The sequence below is a fragment of the Enterococcus sp. AZ095b genome (assembly GCF_051714725.1).
GTDB lineage: Bacteria > Bacillota > Bacilli > Lactobacillales > Enterococcaceae > Enterococcus_B > Enterococcus_B pernyi.
This window is the reverse complement of sequence record NZ_JBIOSL010000001.1, coordinates 2,856,515-2,872,066: the sequence shown is the minus strand read 5'-3', so window position 1 is coordinate 2,872,066 and position 15,552 is coordinate 2,856,515. Positions and strand designations below refer to the sequence as shown.

Here is a 15,552-nt window from a genome sequence, read left to right as displayed (position 1 = left end):
AGAAAACGGAATGAGCACTCGCGGAAAGTACCGTTGCGAGTGCTCATTCTTTGTTTATCATGACATTTTGAACAAAAAATACATTGTTTATTCCATTATTATCGCTCTTATAAATAACATCAATGTTTTTCTGTTCTGTTTTTTTGTATTTATTAGTAAAGTCTTTATATTTAAAAACAACAGTTATTATAAATAAATGTAATATTCAAACGAGAATGATGGTAAGATTATAATAAACGGGGATTTTTAGCTTTATCAAATTTCAATCATAGAAGCTCTTTCTATAAAATCTTTGAGTTCAAGATTCAGTGAAAGAGGTCAGGAGTGAAAAAAATGGAAGTATGGGAGATCGTTGAATTTGTCAGAAAGCAAAAAGGAATAACGATTGCAGAACTTTGTGGAGAGGAAGCTAGTCGTTCTGTTTATAAACGTTTTATTCAAAATAAAGCAGATACGACAGTCAGTAAGTTGACTTATTTTTTGAAAAAACTAAATTTGGACTATGATGAATTGCAGTTATTTAATTTTCCAAATGATTTATCCGAGGTCAATCGATTGATGCAAGAAGCGGTAGTCGCTTTTGAAAAGAAAGATAGTTTAGAATTACATAGTATTATCATGTTGTATGAAACAGAAGAACCTGATTCTCAAAGAGAACGTCATCTAATCAGTCTTTGTCGCTTGATGATCGCTCAATTAAAAGAGGAAAAAATCGATGTGCTATCTTCAGAGGTTTATCAGTATTTAATGAAGGCACAAACATGGACTCGCTACGAAATTTTTTTGTTTACTAATTGTATGTATGCGTTCCATCCTAAATTTATCGATTTGATTTTAGAAAAGTCGTTTCTTAGTTTGGCGGTCTACGAAGAAAACCGCAGCGGGCAAAGTGAGACATTTCGCATGTTGGCAAATGGCCTCATTCTATTTATTAAAAATCAGGATCTCCGCCTGGTTTGGAAATATGGTGCGAAGTTAGAAGAGTATTTCCTTGAAGAAGAACTATACTATGAGCGTAACTTGCAATTGTTTTTGCAAGGCGTCTGGTATGTGATCAAAGGTAATAAGAAAGGGAAGTATCACATAAAAAACGCTTTAGCAGTCAGTTGCTACTTGGATTCAAAGCAACAATATCAAAAAAAATACGAACTGTTACGCTTCGTGGAGCAGGCGTACCATGTGGATTTTGAACTCAAGAATGAGTTTCCCCCCGCTAGTAATTGAATGCTATCTTAAAATAACTAATCTTATACGAAAAGAATTGTGCGTATACGACGAAGATCAACCTTATTCGGCGTATTTTATTTTGACCAGTTGAAAATCAAGTATGATAAACTAGTCAAAAAAATTTTAGGAGGTACAAAAATGGCAGGAGTAATTGCAGTCACCCCCGAACAACTGAAGTCACAAGCACAGGTTTATTCACAGGCAGCCTCTCAGATCCAAGAGGCGATCCGTAAAGTAAATGCAATGAACCAACAAATCAGTCAACAGTGGAAAGGACAAGCATTTCAAGCTTATTTGGAACAATACAACCAATTAGAAGGTAATGTTCGTCAAATGGAAGAACTTCTTGAGCGCATCAATCAGCAGTTGAACAAGTATGCTGATACGGTTGCAGAACGCGATCGTCAAGATGCAGGTTCGTTTGGATTTTAACTTGATGTTCAAACAGAAGTCACTTTGCTAGATTTTCTTAAACGAATCACATGTGCAACAATACACAATGTAAAACAGAGCATCTCAGCTATAGCCTAAAAAGAGGATATGACAGAAGTGCACATCGCCATGATATAAGCGTCAAAATCCGAAATCAGCTAGCTATTTTTGGATTTTGACGCTTATTTTGAAAGGTAGAAATACAGACAAGTCACTTCTGACCCCATGCTCTTTTAGAAGGAGGAGAACAACTTGAAAAACCATCTGAAGCAAAAGCAGCCATTTATCCTTGCGATCATTGCAAGTTTATCTTTGCTTCTTTTCTTTGCTTATATTGGCTTTAAAGAAAAGAGTATCATCACGAGCACCGCCAGCCCGACGACAAAAATGCAATATGTTTTGGTAAATGAGGATCGAGGAGCAGATTTTGAAGGTCAGCAGTACTTGTTAGGAACCGATTTTGTGACACTGATCAATAAAGATACTGCCAATCGTTGGGAAACGACTACGCGTAATATTGCAACAGCAGGACTAGAGAACGGCCAATTCGATGCAAAAATCATTATTCCCCAAGATTTTTCGGAAAAACTATTATCTTTACAAAGTATCAATCCAGAAAAAGCGATCATCGAATACCAAGTTCGAGATGGTCAAAATGAGATAACTAACCAAATGATCGAAGAACAAGTGAATCAGATTTTAACAAACTTCAATCAGCGTGTTGTGCAGATGTATTTCTCTAGTATTGTAGGAAATCTCTCTGAAGCGCAGTAAAACGTGAATAAAATGACGAATACACATAGCAATTATCAGCAAAATCTAGAAAATAGTATCTATCAGCCATTCCAAAATATTTCAGACAACTATGCGAGTGTATTAGACTCAACTAGTATTTTAGATACAACAAATAGTGCATTCAAGGCACAACAACAGGCCTTTGTTGATTCGGTACAATCTCTTTTGGAGCGCAATAATGCAAGTTTAGAAGAGACTCACAAAGAGACAGAAAATGTTCAGGAGACAATTGTTGATTATACAAAAGAAACGAATGAAAAAATCACTGGAGCGATCGATCAATTCAATCAACAAGTCATCTTACAAAAAAATCAATTAACCACTCAGTGGGAGAACGCAACAACTGATTATAGAAATCAATACGACTTATTCAATGATGCGATTTTAGCTCAATTTAGTAACTTTTATACACCAAATGAACAAAATAGTTTCGGTATTTATTGGGATTTCTTGGCTCAGGCAACGGCGTTTCAAACCAATCAACAAACCCGCATCGAAGAGATCCAACAACAAATTACTGAGTTGGAGAGTCAAGTAGAACAGCTAGAACGCTTAAAAGGTCAAATTGCCAATGCGTATTATAATGATCCGACAAGTACACCCGCAACTGCGACAGAAGTTCAAGTGAAAAATGCGATTATCAAATTGATGACAAATCAAAGGAATGAACCCAAATTAGATGGGGCGTACCAATCAGTTATCGAGGAGATATTGCCCCGGATCTCGGTGGATAGTTTAGCTCTATTATTAGCTGAATTACAAAATCAAGCAGTGATCAGTCAGGATCAGGCCGCCATTTTCAATGATGAGCTAGCGATTGTTACACGCTATGCCCATGATTTTGACCGACCAATCGGAAGTGAAGCCTCTTTTGCTTATCTTGAACCGAAAGCACAACATGATGCAATGATTTCTTTACCCACCACCAATCAACAGATGTCAATTGAGTTAAATCAAGATACGTTCCTCTCGATACAAGCAGAAGAAGAGCAGCAAGGAATGCTCTTTTTTGATCCAACATATGATTTTATAGAAATGGAAACTCAATTGAATCAGTTACTAGCCCCCTACAACTATGAAACAGCAATCCGAGTAGATACAAATCATTCATTCACAATCGTACAACCTTGGACGATTGAACCGGAGGAGGAAACGGAAGAGACATACCAGCGTATAGAATATCCTTCGCTATCAGATAAATTGAACTTTGAAGTAAGCATTCCTTTAAAGTGGCAGTTGACTCCAGAACAACAAACTACTTCATACAATCAGGTGTTTTACACATGGATGATCAATGAACGCGAACAACCAATGAGTGAATTCTCGGTATATCTTCCAATGGATCAGCCATTGATTGATGATGTGCCACAAATCTTGGAACAGTTTCAACTATTAAGTACGACTGCGCAACAAATCGTCACGCTATTTGGTGCACCACACCATTCTATAACGATTCCCGCATATCGATAGATGATCGATCAACCAGAAAATACGGGGAGATCCCTTATTGAATTAGCTGATTCTCGTTCGATCTATTGGCTATATAACAATCTTCAGGAAAGCGACAAACCTTCGATGATCAGTGAACAACTGTATCAGGAATACAAAAAAACAGGGGATCAGTTGTATAGCGATACCGAGAATCAAATCATTGCATTACAAGCAGTCATTGGTTCTCCTGGGACTAAAGAACCTGAAGAACTAAAACCAACCTTGTACGGTACCTTGCAATTAATGACATTACCACAGACATTTATGGAAGAAGCGGACAAATTAAACCACTGGTTCGCCTCTGCGAATCAACAAATCCATGCAGTATACGACAGTTGGCAGCAAACGGCACAAACAGAAGCGGAATCCGTCATCTCAGAAGAAAATCCACATCCTAAAGAAAATGAATACGCTCTGATTGAAGCTCAAACAGCCAGTCTGATCGAAACGATGCAAGGATTGATGGCAAGTTCAAAAGCAGCAGCTGAAGTTACCGGTCAATCTGCGGCAGAAGTAGCTGATATCACACCTACAATCGATCAGCTAAAAGAATCGACCATCGAAGTACAAGAGAATGCCACCACTATTTTAAGTAATCTAAGTACCTCTCTTGATGAATCAGCACAGACTGTCTCTGAAAATCAAACATATGCCGAATCATTTAGTGAAGTCCTTTCGAATACAAAGAATGGAGGGGCAGACAATCCACATGTCTTTAATTTTTTAGCAAGTCCAATTTTAGGACAAGGAAGCTTTGGTCAAACAAGACAAAGCTCATTGACTCCTTACTATGTGACATTGATCGGTGGCTTTATGATTCTGTTAGTATCCTTTCAATTGTCTAGCGTGATGAAAAAACGTGTAGTGACTTCTGTCGATTTGTTAGTCACACCGAACCGTATATGGAAAAACGTGCCTAATATGGTGGCGGTACTCAGTGTAACGTTAGTTCTGTCACTTATTTATAGCGTTTTAACGACCATAGTATCAGGAGTCGCGCATTCTTTTGTTTGGTTCGTTTATGCATTTTTAGTCTTTGCTAGTGGTCAATTGATTCTTTTAGGGTTCATGCGCCAATTCAAAAAAATCACGTTGTATTTATGTGGTGGGATTTTTGGCTTGTTCTTCATGTTGACTCCTTTGTTGGGCGTAGCAATCAAAAATGGCTCGTTGACAGAATGGCTCTATCGTCTGTCACCTTTACAGAATATTCAAAACGGGTTTAATGTGCTGATGAATGAGGGTGTCATCGGTTGGGGAAGTTATCTCATGCTCGTTCTATTCCTGATATTTGGAGTGATACTGAATTTTATTGTCCGACCAGAAGAGAAAAAAGAACGGTCAAATGAATAAACGGAGGTATAAAATGGTTCAGAAAAAAATAGGGGGGCTTTTCTTTTTATTGGTAGTTTTACTATTTTTAAGTCACCCGAATGTCACAGTCTTTGCAAGCACACTCACTATCAATAACCATGTGATCTACCAAGAAAGGGAAGGCATCGAAGATCATGAAACAACATTTATAGTGCAAGATTTATTTTTAGAAGATAAAACAAAATTAGACCAAGAACGTGTCCAACAACAAAGACAACAGATTTCTACTGCTCACAACCTCGTCTTTGTGTCGGAAGCAACTCCACAGCCACAGGTCTTTGAGCAAACAATTACACCCCAATTATTCAAAAAAGGGCAAATGTCTGTAGGACATCAGGTGTCAGCTAACCCAAATCACACAGCTATCCAGGGAAGAATTGTTTTGTGGATCTTACTTCTACTAGGAAGTATTTTACTGACTATTGGAGGCAATTATCTTGGTAAAAAGTTTTCACAGCAGAAATACAAAAATGATTAAAGGACTGTTGTAGTTGGATAGAAATCAAGCAATTGGGATAAGTTTACAAGTCAAAGAAGAAATCATTGACTTACAGATCCCGACCCAAGTAACGATTACACGATTAAAAGAATTACTGAAGGAATCTTTCATACAAAATGGTTCGTCCTTGCCAGAGGTGTTCGACTTAGTGGTATTGAATAAACCGATCCGCTTAAAGGAAGAGGCATATGTGGCAGACTATCCATTAAGTGAAGGCGATCATTTACTGATCCATGAATCTCAACAAAAATCGGAGGAACGAACGTGACCCACATAAAAGATATTTCTGAAACGATCATGATTGAGACAACAACTGATGCTGTCAAAGTGACACTGAATGCTAAGCAATACCAACTCGATCGTTTAGAACAGTATCAACTATTCTTAACACAGAAAAAACACTTGCTCTCTGGACAGATCGTAGAATCTTCAGAGGAAAAACTCGTCATTCAATACCAGAAAAGTAAACAAATCTATTCTTTGCAAGAGTACCTTAAACGAACAGAACTTTTTCAACGATTATTACTTGCACAAAAAATCAATTTCTTATCCGAGTTTTTGAGTAGCCCGATCCAGCCGTTCATCCATCCAGCCAATCTATTTCTATTTGGAGAAGAAATCATCGTAGCACATAGAGGTTTTGCGCATTCAATTATTCCTTATGAAATAACCGAAGAAGAATTTTTGAAGCAATATCGTGCCTTGATCCTGACAATTTTACATCCTAAGTTCGATTATGAGCAACTGATTGAAGGAAATGGCACATTGAAGGACGAGTTTTCTAAACGAATCCAAAGAGCAAACAGTGTCGCAGAAATCGACCGCATGATTGGCGAACAAGTCGTACAGCAGAAAACGAAACGTGCATCAGAAATTCAAATGGTGAACAAAAGAAGCTATTTTATGTTTAAGTGGGGCACGCTTTTATTAAGTATTTCAACAATAGGTTTAGCGCTTACAACAGGTATCTATGCGTTTGATAAACTTCCCGCACAAGAACGGATCAGTTCTGCTGAAACGCAATATATTGCTAATAATTATGCTGGTGTTTTGACCACATTAAAAGATGATAAACCCGAAGATCTCCCTTCTGGTGCCCAATATGTCGCTGCAGTCAGCGCGGTACAGCTGGATAATTTGTCGAATGAGCAAAAGACAGCAATCTTAAATAACATTTCTCAAAAATCAAATGAGAATACTTTGCTTTACTGGATCTATATTGGAAGGGGGAATTTTGAACGATCATTAGATATCGCACAAAACCTCAGCGATCATCAATACATTTTACATGCCTACACCAAACTATACGACGCGACGCGAGCAAACAACAAGATGAGTGGACAGAAGAAGCAAGAGTTATTAACAAGTTATGAGGAAGAAATCAATAAGTACTTAGAAATCTTAGAAAGCGAGACGGATAGTAATGAAGCAAACTAAGCCAAATTCAATAACTGATCAAATCCAACATTCCGTTTCAGTTCTTTATGATCTTTTTTACTTTGGTTCGACGTTTATTCATAAACAAATAACAGAAAAAAACAATCAAGTAATACTGGACAATCGAACACTTTCCTGTGAAGACGGACAGCTTTTTTGTGGAGGAGAATTAGTCAAGGATGAAAAGTTTCTCCTCGTTCATCATGAAAATTTGAAAACGGTAATCGTCAATAAGCCAAGGGAAAGCGTCTATCTATCAAATACACAAGACTCGGCGATCCGTATTGATTCGGATGCGTTGATTTTTATTCATCGTAATAGTACTGATGACTATCAAATAAAAATCTATCCTAGTAAGGCCAAGATTTATTACAATCACCAACGTGTAGAAAAAGGTGTCTTTCCATTTTCTGTAGGCGATCAATTGATCATTGATTATCTCATGATTGAGATGCGTGAGAAACAATTAAAGATCTCAGATTTAAAAAATCAGCTACAGTTGGACCCCTGGCAGTTGCTCGAAGAACCCTACATTCCCGAGTATCCAGAAAATTTTCCAGCATTTAGGCGTAGTCCAAGAATCCATTTAAAAGAGCCAAAAGAAAAAATAGAGATCCAAGCGCCTAAGCAGAAATCTAATGAAGGAAAGAATGAGTGGTTGAAAACTATCGTTCCACCGTTAGGTATGGTTGTTTTGAGCGGTGCGACAAGTTTTTTGAGCGGGGGCAATCCAGTTATGTTGATCAGTATGGGAGGTGCTAGTATACTTACAACAGGTTTTTCTGTGTCGAGTTATTTTACAAACAAAAAAGAAATCAACAGAAAAAATCATATGAGAGAAGAGCATTTCCGTCAGTATATGATCAAAAAAAAGTCAGAGCTTAATGTCTTACAGCAAACACAAAAAACAGCATTAGAATATATGAATCCTTCACTGGATGAATTAGCATTGATGGCTAAGGATTATCATGCGAGGATTTATGAACGCATGACAGTGAACGAAGATTTTTTGACTGTCCGCCTAGGAATCGGCGAAATCAATGCTAGTTTTCAAACAAACTTTCAGCCGGTAGAAGAGGATGAACTGAGTAATGAAGCGTTTGAGCATCTTAATAGTCCCTATAAACAACTTGGAGATGCCCCGATCATCGTTTCACTTTTGGAACAGACGGTTGGCTTAGCAGGAACACCTAGTGTTTTACGAACAGCATTACAACTCCTATTATTTCAGTTATGTGTGTTGCATTCTTATCGAGACGTCGAATTCATTACACTGATCCCGTCGGAAGAGTACGAACAACATTGGCGAGAATGGCGTTGGTTACCTCATAACAAAATCCGTTCTTTAAATCTAAGAGGAATGGTGCATACCCCCCAAAGTCGAGACATGATTTTGAATTCTTTTTATCAAATAGTGGCAAAAAGAAAACAACAAGTCCGTGAAGCGGGAAATGAAAAGGTACACTTTCAGCCACAGTATGTTTTTTCGATTTTGGATGAAAGTTGGTTGGCAGGTCATGGATTGAACGAGTTTTTAGCCGAAAACTTAGGAGACTATGGAATCACGGTCATTTGGGGAAAAGAAACGTTGAATATGTTGCCAGAAACAACGACTACTTTAATTGAATATCAAAGCAATGAAGCAGCAACGTTGATCAATCAGGACAATGAATATGTGAACCAGCGTTTTATTCCCAATCATTTGCCGACAACCTATCCAATCGAAAAAGCCATTCGGCGTTTGGCGAATCTTCATCATGTGGAAGTAGAGAAAAATGCCGTACCTGACAGCTTGAGTCTATTGGATCAATATGAGGTCAAGACAGCTGAAGAACTAGCGATTTCAAATCGCTGGGCTACTGCGGAACCTAATAAATCGATTCGTTCATTAATTGGTTGGCGTGGAAAAAAAGATTTAGTTTACTGGGATCTACATGAACGAGTCCATGGACCACACGCCTTAGTTGGTGGTACGACTGGTTCCGGGAAATCTGAATTTTTAACGACTTATTTGATCGGCTTAGCAATCAATTTTTCGCCAGAAGATATCGGCATGTTGATTATTGACTGGAAAGGTGGCGGAATAGCCAATACCTTAGATCATTTGCCCCATTTTATGGGCGCAATCACTAATTTGGATGGTGCTGGAACTGCGCGAGCCTTAGCAAGCATCAAAGCAGAGCTAGCGAAACGTCAAAGAGAGTTTGCCAAATATGGTGTAAATAATATCAACGGCTACATGACCTTGTATAAACAAAGAAATACCCCAAAACCAGACGTTGTTTATCCACAAAAACCTTTGCCCCATTTGATTTTAGTTTCGGATGAATTTGCGGAGCTTAAAGCCAATGTTCCAGAATTCTTAGATGAGCTCACTTCTGTTGCACGAATCGGACGTTCATTAGGTGTTCATTTGATTTTAGCCACCCAAAAACCTTCTGGGGTAGTCAATGACCAGATCGAAGCCAATAGTACGAGTAAAATTGCCTTGAAAATGGCGAGTGTCCAAGACTCGAATGAGTTACTCAAAACGCCAGATGCCGCACAAATCACGAATCCTGGACGAGGCTATTTGAAAGTTGGCGAAAATGAGGTGTATGAATTATTTCAAAGTGGCTATGCGGGGGTTCCATATGATCCAGAACAATTGATCGAAGAAGTGATTGATGAACGGGTATTCAAAATCAACGAATTGGGCCAGTTAGAATTACTCTATGATCCAGATATCGAAATCATTCAAGGAAAAGATACACGAGATTTGCCGACACAATTAGAAGCAGTGATTGATAAGATCAAGACAATCTTTGCCGATTCTACCTACAAATTGCCGGATAAGCCATGGCTACCGAACCTAAATAAGCAGATTATGGCGCCAAAAATAAAACAGTCAGAAGTTCGTAATCTAGCTATCCCATTTGGTTGTTTAGATATTCCTTCTGAACAAAAACAAATGAATTATACCTTCAATCTCGAAGAAGCGAGTCACACATTGATCGTAGCTAGTCCAGGCTATGGGAAGTCGACAGTGTTGCAAACTCTTGTAATGAACCTTGCCCGTCAAAACACCCCTGCAACGATTCAGTTTCATTTAATTGATTTTGGGAATAATGGTTTATTAGTACTCAAGGAATTACCCCATATTGCGGATATAGCGACTTTGGAAGAAGATGAAAAACTGCAAAAAATGCTTGATCGCATCGAAAAATTATTGGCAGCACGCAAAAATTTGTTCAAGCAAGCTGGTGTCGCGAATCTAACGCAATACGAAACAAGAACAAGAGAAAAATTACCGATCTTAGGAATCATTCTTGATAGTTATGATGGCCTGAGCTTGGAAGATAAGCGCAAAGATAGAATCGACGAAGTGCTTCTTCAACTACTAAGAGATGGTGCCAGTTTGGGTATCTTTCTTGTGATGACCGCGAATCGTGTAGGAAGTATTCGGACTAACATGATGAGCAATATTGCCACTAAGATAACGCTATATTTAAACGATGAAAATGAAATAAATATGGTCATGGGCAGAAATGCTTTGTCACCTGAAGCAATCAATGGGCGCGGACAAGTCTTACTCTCTACGCCAACTACCATTCAGTTTTATCTGCCGATTAACGGGAAAAATGATGCGGAACTACTCCAAAATCTGGAAGAAGAAATTATAGAAATCAATCAAGCTTGGACAGGCGAACGCCCAGATAAAATTCCAATGGTACCAGAAAACCTAACGCAAAAAAGTTTTGCTTCTTACCTTGAACAAGACGACAGCCACACACTGTATTTGGGATTAAACAAAGCCACTTCTTCAGTAGAATCGTTCGACTTGTTCCAGCGCATGAGATTAGGGATCTTTTTCAGATCCAATAAGCAACTTCGTGCGATGATGCCTTGGCTGCTTCAACAAATTTGTCAAGAAAGACAAGAAGAAGTGGTGTTGATCGATGCAAATGGAACACTCGAACCAGCAAAGCCGAAAGTTTCACTATATTTGGACCGTTCATGTCTTAGTGAAAAAGCAACAGCCCTAAAAGGGGCTTTAGAAGCTCTCTTAACAAATGAAACTGGCAAGAGAATCATCATTATCAATGGTATCGCAGACTTGGTCGATAAATTAACATTGAACCCTGAGGAAGTTACCGCTCTGCTAAGTGGAGGAAACGAGCATTTACAGTTTGTTTTTCTCGATCATATGACGAAAGTGGGTAATACCTTTGGCGGAATCACTATGTTCGTAAAAGAAAATATCGATCATATTTTATTTGGTGGAAGCTTACAAAATCAATTATTTATTGAAAATCTTTCTTATCAAGAAAAAAACGCAATAGTTGCTAAAAACGTCCTACACAGTTTGAAGGATGAACACTTGGAAGCTTTGGTGTTTCCTACGGAGGAAGAAGCATGAGAGAAGAAATGATCACACCGTTTTTGCCACTAGGTAGTATCTTAAGACTAGTTGGGACAGAGGATGACCAACTGCTCTATTTTGTCGTTGCTCGTGCCATCGCTAAAAATGAAGAAGAAAAAGTGATAGCGAGATATCGAGTAGCCCCCCATCCGTTTGGAGATGTACCGAGCCAAGAAGTCTTTTCTATCCATGCCGATCAAATCACAGAAGTGTTGTTCGAAGGCTTCCAAAACCAAGACGATGAAGAATTTTTAGACGATTTGCTGAAGCAACTTAGGGATGCGCCAACTAGACCACCACTCGTGCAAGAGGAGAAACCTGTACAGATTGTAGAAACTATAAAAATCAATGAAGAAGAGAGATTAAAAGAAGACCCATTCTATCAATTCAGATAAGGAGAAAAAAGATGCCGAAAATCGCTTCTCAGGAATCCACTGCAACAGCAGCCGTAACAGGAATAAAAAATGTATCTGTTAGTAGTAGTAAAACAAGTTCTTTAAGCAAGAGCACGATCAGCAGTATGAAAACAGGAGTAGAGGTCAGTAACAACCTACTCACCGATATTTCAAATCTAGTTACTTGTGTCAATGAACAGGCAAACAAATTCCCTCAGCTTGCTCAAGCAATCGCAGTCAGAGACAGTCAAACAAGATTCAAGTAAGGAGTCAGTATGGAAAAGGAAGAGTTGCTCGCTGAATATGAGCGTAAAATCAGCAACAATGAACAACGATTGGAGCGTCTGAGTAAAGAAAAACAGCAGTTAAAACAATGTATGTATTATTTAGAGATGGACATGCGAAAAAGCTTTCGAGAAATCCAACAATTCACAGAAGAATTAGTATCCCAAGGAAGCCAAGTTGCTCGTTGGGAGCAAAATGAGAATGAAGGGAAATCAACTTACTTCACGCAGTTGGTAGAAAACCAACAGCACCAACTAGATCAAGAATACTTAAAAGGTGTAATCAAACTTGAAGAAGAACGTACGGAACTTCAGAAAGAAAGGAATAAACGATGGGACTAATTTATTCAGCCACAGAGTCTTCTAATTTAATGAGCAATCTGACCACTAATTTATCGCTTGCTCGTACAACGATCACCCAACTACGAACAGGTAGTCAACAAGTTGTTCAAGCGGTTGATGGCAAAAAACTCTCAGGAGCTGCTTATCAAGCTGGGAAAGGGCTGTTTTCTGAGTTGATCATTCCTACGATCAATCGGGTAAACACTGCGGTACAAGGGATTCAGTCAGACTTGAATCTTTACTCTTCCGCACATCAAATGCTTGCCAGTGAAGGATACTTGGATGAAGAGAATTTAAGCGGACAGATTCGTGCCAAAACATTCGCTAAACAATCAATCGATAACCACGCGCAGACGATTAGGCAGATCGCCAATACAAGCATATTACCAGGTATCACAGAAATGCTCAGTGATTTTCATCGAAACTTGATGCGAATGGCGGACAGCCTGCAAGAAGATATCTACAAGTTGCAATGCAAACAACAAAAACTGCATGCCTTTAACTTCCAAACCAGTGGACTGTTCAATAACAGTCTACTGGAATTGAAACTCGCCATGCAAAGCGTATTAGTCTTGAACCAAACAACCATCAAGGCAGACGGTAGTTATGTATTGCCGAAAGGAGTGGATGGGAGTTGGTTTGAGAAGTACAAACCAAACGGACAAGCTTTGTTGGAAGAATCTTCAAATAATGCCTACTTAGAAATGTATGCGGAGATCGAAAAATTGGTCCAACCCTTGAAAGATGGGAAAACCGATGCAGTCAAGCGGTTCGAAATGTTGATCAAAAATTATCCGGATGCATTAGTCAACAAATTGGCATCCAACGATGAATTTTGGATGCTTGCTAATCATCTACCATCAGGTATGAAAAATAAATTATTTAGCGGTCTTGCAAAATACGAAATGTTCGGTAAAGCCGTTGCCCAAGGGAAATGGATTCCTAAAATCGATACGCTAGGCAAGGCCTATCAAAATTTCACTAAATTTACCTCTCCCGTAAAAACCTATGTCAGCGAAGCCTTGAAGAAATCTCAATTTGTGCAAGGAGCTAAAAATTGGGGTGTTGCCAAAGGATTAGGAACGGCAGGCCAAGTAGCTACTTACGCGCAATTAGGCGTCACTTTCGCCGCCAATGCGGTGAATGAATATGGAAAAACAGGAAGTGTTGGCAAAGGAATAATAGGCGGTGGAATAGAGATGGTGAAGAGCATTGGACCGTTAGAGGGAATGACATTAGGTGCGGCAGTCGCTGGGCCGCCGGGTGCTTTACTTGGTGTTGCTTTTGGACTTTCAAATAAAATATTGCAGTTTGCTTTTCCAAATAAGTACGATTATGGAAAAAAAGTTGCTTATGAAGCATACGATAAGAGTGTTGAGAAAGTGGGTAAGGTGATTGAACAAAGTATTGATACAGTAAAACATGTGTATAAAAATATTCAACAAGTAGGTAAATCAACAGGAAAGATGCTATTTTCGGTAAAAATACCAAAAATTAGCTTTAATTGGTGAAGAATATGAAAAAATTATTCAATGCGACGTTTGAACAAAGCTTAAACTTGTTGGATGATCGTTTAGTCGATTATATGATAAAAGATACTGAAAAAAGAGGATTATATAATGGGAAAAAGCGTTTTTTATTAATATCTATATCAATAATTTTAATAATGGGACAATATGGTTTTGTTAAATTTACTGAATTAGGGATGAAAGATCCTGATAGAAATAGCCTTGTTCCTGAACCAGATATAAATTTTTTGCCAGAAAGTTTTTTTTGGATATTTCTTTTTATTTATTTATTTATCTGGTTATATACAAGATATAAAAATAGGAATAATAGTAGTACAAGAATTTTTATTACAATGAACACCTGTAACAATTACCTTATTTGGTTAATACTGACAGTAAATTTATTTTTTATTACTATGTTTCTGAAACTATTAACTTCTATTGGGATGATAATCGTTTTGATTTTATTAACGATAGTAGGTTATATCGTTATTAGAAGTAAATGTAATTCCTTAAATATAAAAATGCTTAATATAAAAGATAAAGAGAAACATAAGGTGGGTGGTTTTATAAAAAAAATCATTCAGATGGTAATGAGCTATGGCTGGATAGTGGTCATAATAGTCATGATTTGGAAATTCATTTTCCCTAGTGGGAATACACCTCGAACAGATATGATCGGTTTTATTAATATTTTTGCTATGTGGATAGCGTTTAATATTGCAGTGATTCTCGCCGAAGCCTATCTATTCTTCCCGTATCTATTACACGGTTATTATAAACACAAATACTCAGAAGAATACCGTAATTTTGAAGGGAAAACACAATTAGAATGGTATGGAGAGAAATATTTTAACAAACATATCAAAGGAACTGATAAGGAGGAAATATATAATGAATGAGGGGAAAAAGTTATTACCATTAGGAAGTGTCGTGTTGCTTGAGGAAGGGTTACAAAAATTAGTCATCGTTGGAAGAGGTGCTGTATATACAGATCAACAGTCGAAAAAAGATACGTTTGCAGACTATATGGCAGTACTTTATCCCTCAGGATTAAATCCTGAGACCACTATTTTTTTTGATCATAAAAATATCGATAAAGTTGTTTTTGAAGGATATAGTGATGAAGAAGAAGTGAGATTTTTAGAGATCTATAGCAAGTGGGAGACTGACGTGAAGCAAGCAACCAGTAAATCAGCCCAATCAATTCCGATTGGATTTGATTGACAGATGAGATATCATGTTATTTAAAAGTTTTTAAAATGCTTTTTCTTTTTTAGGAAAATATAGGAAATAGACAAATTTGTAATTGTCTATTCAAAAAAGCCGAATCAACGGCGTTGCTTGTTGATTCGGCTTTTTGAAG

General features: G+C 37.9%; 15 protein-coding genes. All 15 read left to right on the top strand.

Going from position 1 to position 15,552, the window contains the following annotated elements:
• The first annotated feature begins 333 nt into the window (after positions 1 to 333).
• Positions 334 to 1,224: an Rgg/GadR/MutR family transcriptional regulator gene (locus tag IGJ99_RS13725; protein WP_023520542.1), complete on the top strand. Its 891-nt coding sequence runs from the start codon at positions 334 to 336 to the stop codon at positions 1,222 to 1,224.
• A gap of 141 nt (positions 1,225 to 1,365) precedes the next feature.
• Positions 1,366 to 1,659 carry a WXG100 family type VII secretion target gene (locus tag IGJ99_RS13720; protein ID WP_023520541.1) on the top strand — a complete coding sequence of 98 codons (294 nt, stop codon included), beginning with the start codon at positions 1,366 to 1,368 and terminating at the stop codon, positions 1,657 to 1,659.
• Positions 1,660 to 1,911: 252 nt separating this feature from the next.
• The gene (gene esaA, locus IGJ99_RS13715) at positions 1,912 to 2,433 is read left to right on the top strand and encodes a type VII secretion protein EsaA (protein WP_438770898.1); all 522 of its coding nucleotides are present in this window, start codon (positions 1,912 to 1,914) and stop codon (positions 2,431 to 2,433) included.
• A gap of 3 nt (positions 2,434 to 2,436) precedes the next feature.
• Positions 2,437 to 3,924, top strand: coding sequence for a hypothetical protein (locus IGJ99_RS13710; protein WP_438770897.1), 1,488 nt, complete (start codon positions 2,437 to 2,439; stop codon positions 3,922 to 3,924).
• Positions 3,925 to 5,298 carry a hypothetical protein gene (locus tag IGJ99_RS13705; protein WP_438770896.1) on the top strand — a complete coding sequence of 458 codons (1,374 nt, stop codon included), beginning with the start codon at positions 3,925 to 3,927 and terminating at the stop codon, positions 5,296 to 5,298. It begins immediately after the preceding gene.
• Positions 5,299 to 5,311: 13 nt separating this feature from the next.
• Entirely contained in the window at positions 5,312 to 5,797 is a 486-nt protein-coding gene (locus IGJ99_RS13700) for a hypothetical protein (protein ID WP_438770895.1), read from the top strand.
• A 13-nt stretch (positions 5,798 to 5,810) separates the two neighbouring features.
• Entirely contained in the window at positions 5,811 to 6,086 is a 276-nt protein-coding gene (locus IGJ99_RS13695; RefSeq protein WP_010734040.1) for a hypothetical protein, read from the top strand.
• The gene (essB, locus tag IGJ99_RS13690) at positions 6,083 to 7,255 is read left to right on the top strand and encodes a type VII secretion protein EssB (protein ID WP_438770894.1); all 1,173 of its coding nucleotides are present in this window, start codon (positions 6,083 to 6,085) and stop codon (positions 7,253 to 7,255) included. Before IGJ99_RS13695 ends, essB begins: the two co-directional genes overlap by 4 nt.
• On the top strand, positions 7,242 to 11,654 hold the full coding sequence (essC, locus tag IGJ99_RS13685) for a type VII secretion protein EssC (protein ID WP_438770893.1): 4,413 nt from the start codon (positions 7,242 to 7,244) through the stop codon (positions 11,652 to 11,654). The genes essB and essC overlap by 14 nt, the downstream gene beginning before the upstream one ends.
• The gene (locus tag IGJ99_RS13680) at positions 11,651 to 12,052 is read left to right on the top strand and encodes a DUF4176 domain-containing protein (protein ID WP_010734043.1); all 402 of its coding nucleotides are present in this window, start codon (positions 11,651 to 11,653) and stop codon (positions 12,050 to 12,052) included. Before essC ends, IGJ99_RS13680 begins: the two co-directional genes overlap by 4 nt.
• 11 nt (positions 12,053 to 12,063) lie before the next feature.
• A complete protein-coding gene (locus tag IGJ99_RS13675; protein ID WP_224434310.1) occupies positions 12,064 to 12,318 on the top strand; it encodes a hypothetical protein in 255 nt (84 codons plus the stop codon).
• A gap of 9 nt (positions 12,319 to 12,327) precedes the next feature.
• Entirely contained in the window at positions 12,328 to 12,678 is a 351-nt protein-coding gene (locus IGJ99_RS13670; RefSeq protein WP_010734045.1) for a hypothetical protein, read from the top strand.
• Positions 12,669 to 14,189, top strand: a complete 1,521-nt coding sequence (locus IGJ99_RS13665) for a hypothetical protein (RefSeq protein ID WP_438770892.1) — start codon at positions 12,669 to 12,671, stop codon at positions 14,187 to 14,189. The genes IGJ99_RS13670 and IGJ99_RS13665 overlap by 10 nt, the downstream gene beginning before the upstream one ends.
• A 5-nt stretch (positions 14,190 to 14,194) precedes the next feature.
• A complete protein-coding gene (locus IGJ99_RS13660) occupies positions 14,195 to 15,088 on the top strand; it encodes a DUF4176 domain-containing protein (RefSeq protein WP_224434308.1) in 894 nt (297 codons plus the stop codon).
• The gene (locus IGJ99_RS13655; RefSeq protein WP_010734048.1) at positions 15,081 to 15,413 is read left to right on the top strand and encodes a DUF4176 domain-containing protein; all 333 of its coding nucleotides are present in this window, start codon (positions 15,081 to 15,083) and stop codon (positions 15,411 to 15,413) included. The genes IGJ99_RS13660 and IGJ99_RS13655 overlap by 8 nt, the downstream gene beginning before the upstream one ends.
• Positions 15,414 to 15,552: the final 139 nt, after the last annotated feature.

Bases quoted from the DNA above. Each gene is read 5' to 3' on its own strand.
- IGJ99_RS13700 (WP_438770895.1), top strand. From the start codon at position 5,312: ATGGTTCAGAAAAAAATAGGGGGGCTTTTCTTTTTATTGGTAGTTTTA.
- essC (WP_438770893.1), top strand. From the start codon at position 7,242: ATGAAGCAAACTAAGCCAAATTCAATAACTGATCAAATCCAACATTCC.
- IGJ99_RS13660 (WP_224434308.1), top strand. From the start codon at position 14,195: ATGAAAAAATTATTCAATGCGACGTTTGAACAAAGCTTAAACTTGTTG.
- IGJ99_RS13680 (WP_010734043.1), top strand. From the start codon at position 11,651: ATGAGAGAAGAAATGATCACACCGTTTTTGCCACTAGGTAGTATCTTA.
- IGJ99_RS13720 (WP_023520541.1), top strand. From the start codon at position 1,366: ATGGCAGGAGTAATTGCAGTCACCCCCGAACAACTGAAGTCACAAGCA.
- IGJ99_RS13655 (WP_010734048.1), top strand. From the start codon at position 15,081: ATGAATGAGGGGAAAAAGTTATTACCATTAGGAAGTGTCGTGTTGCTT.
- IGJ99_RS13670 (WP_010734045.1), top strand. From the start codon at position 12,328: ATGGAAAAGGAAGAGTTGCTCGCTGAATATGAGCGTAAAATCAGCAAC.
- IGJ99_RS13665 (WP_438770892.1), top strand. From the start codon at position 12,669: ATGGGACTAATTTATTCAGCCACAGAGTCTTCTAATTTAATGAGCAAT.
- IGJ99_RS13675 (WP_224434310.1), top strand. From the start codon at position 12,064: ATGCCGAAAATCGCTTCTCAGGAATCCACTGCAACAGCAGCCGTAACA.
- IGJ99_RS13725 (WP_023520542.1), top strand. From the start codon at position 334: ATGGAAGTATGGGAGATCGTTGAATTTGTCAGAAAGCAAAAAGGAATA.
- IGJ99_RS13705 (WP_438770896.1), top strand. From the start codon at position 3,925: ATGATCGATCAACCAGAAAATACGGGGAGATCCCTTATTGAATTAGCT.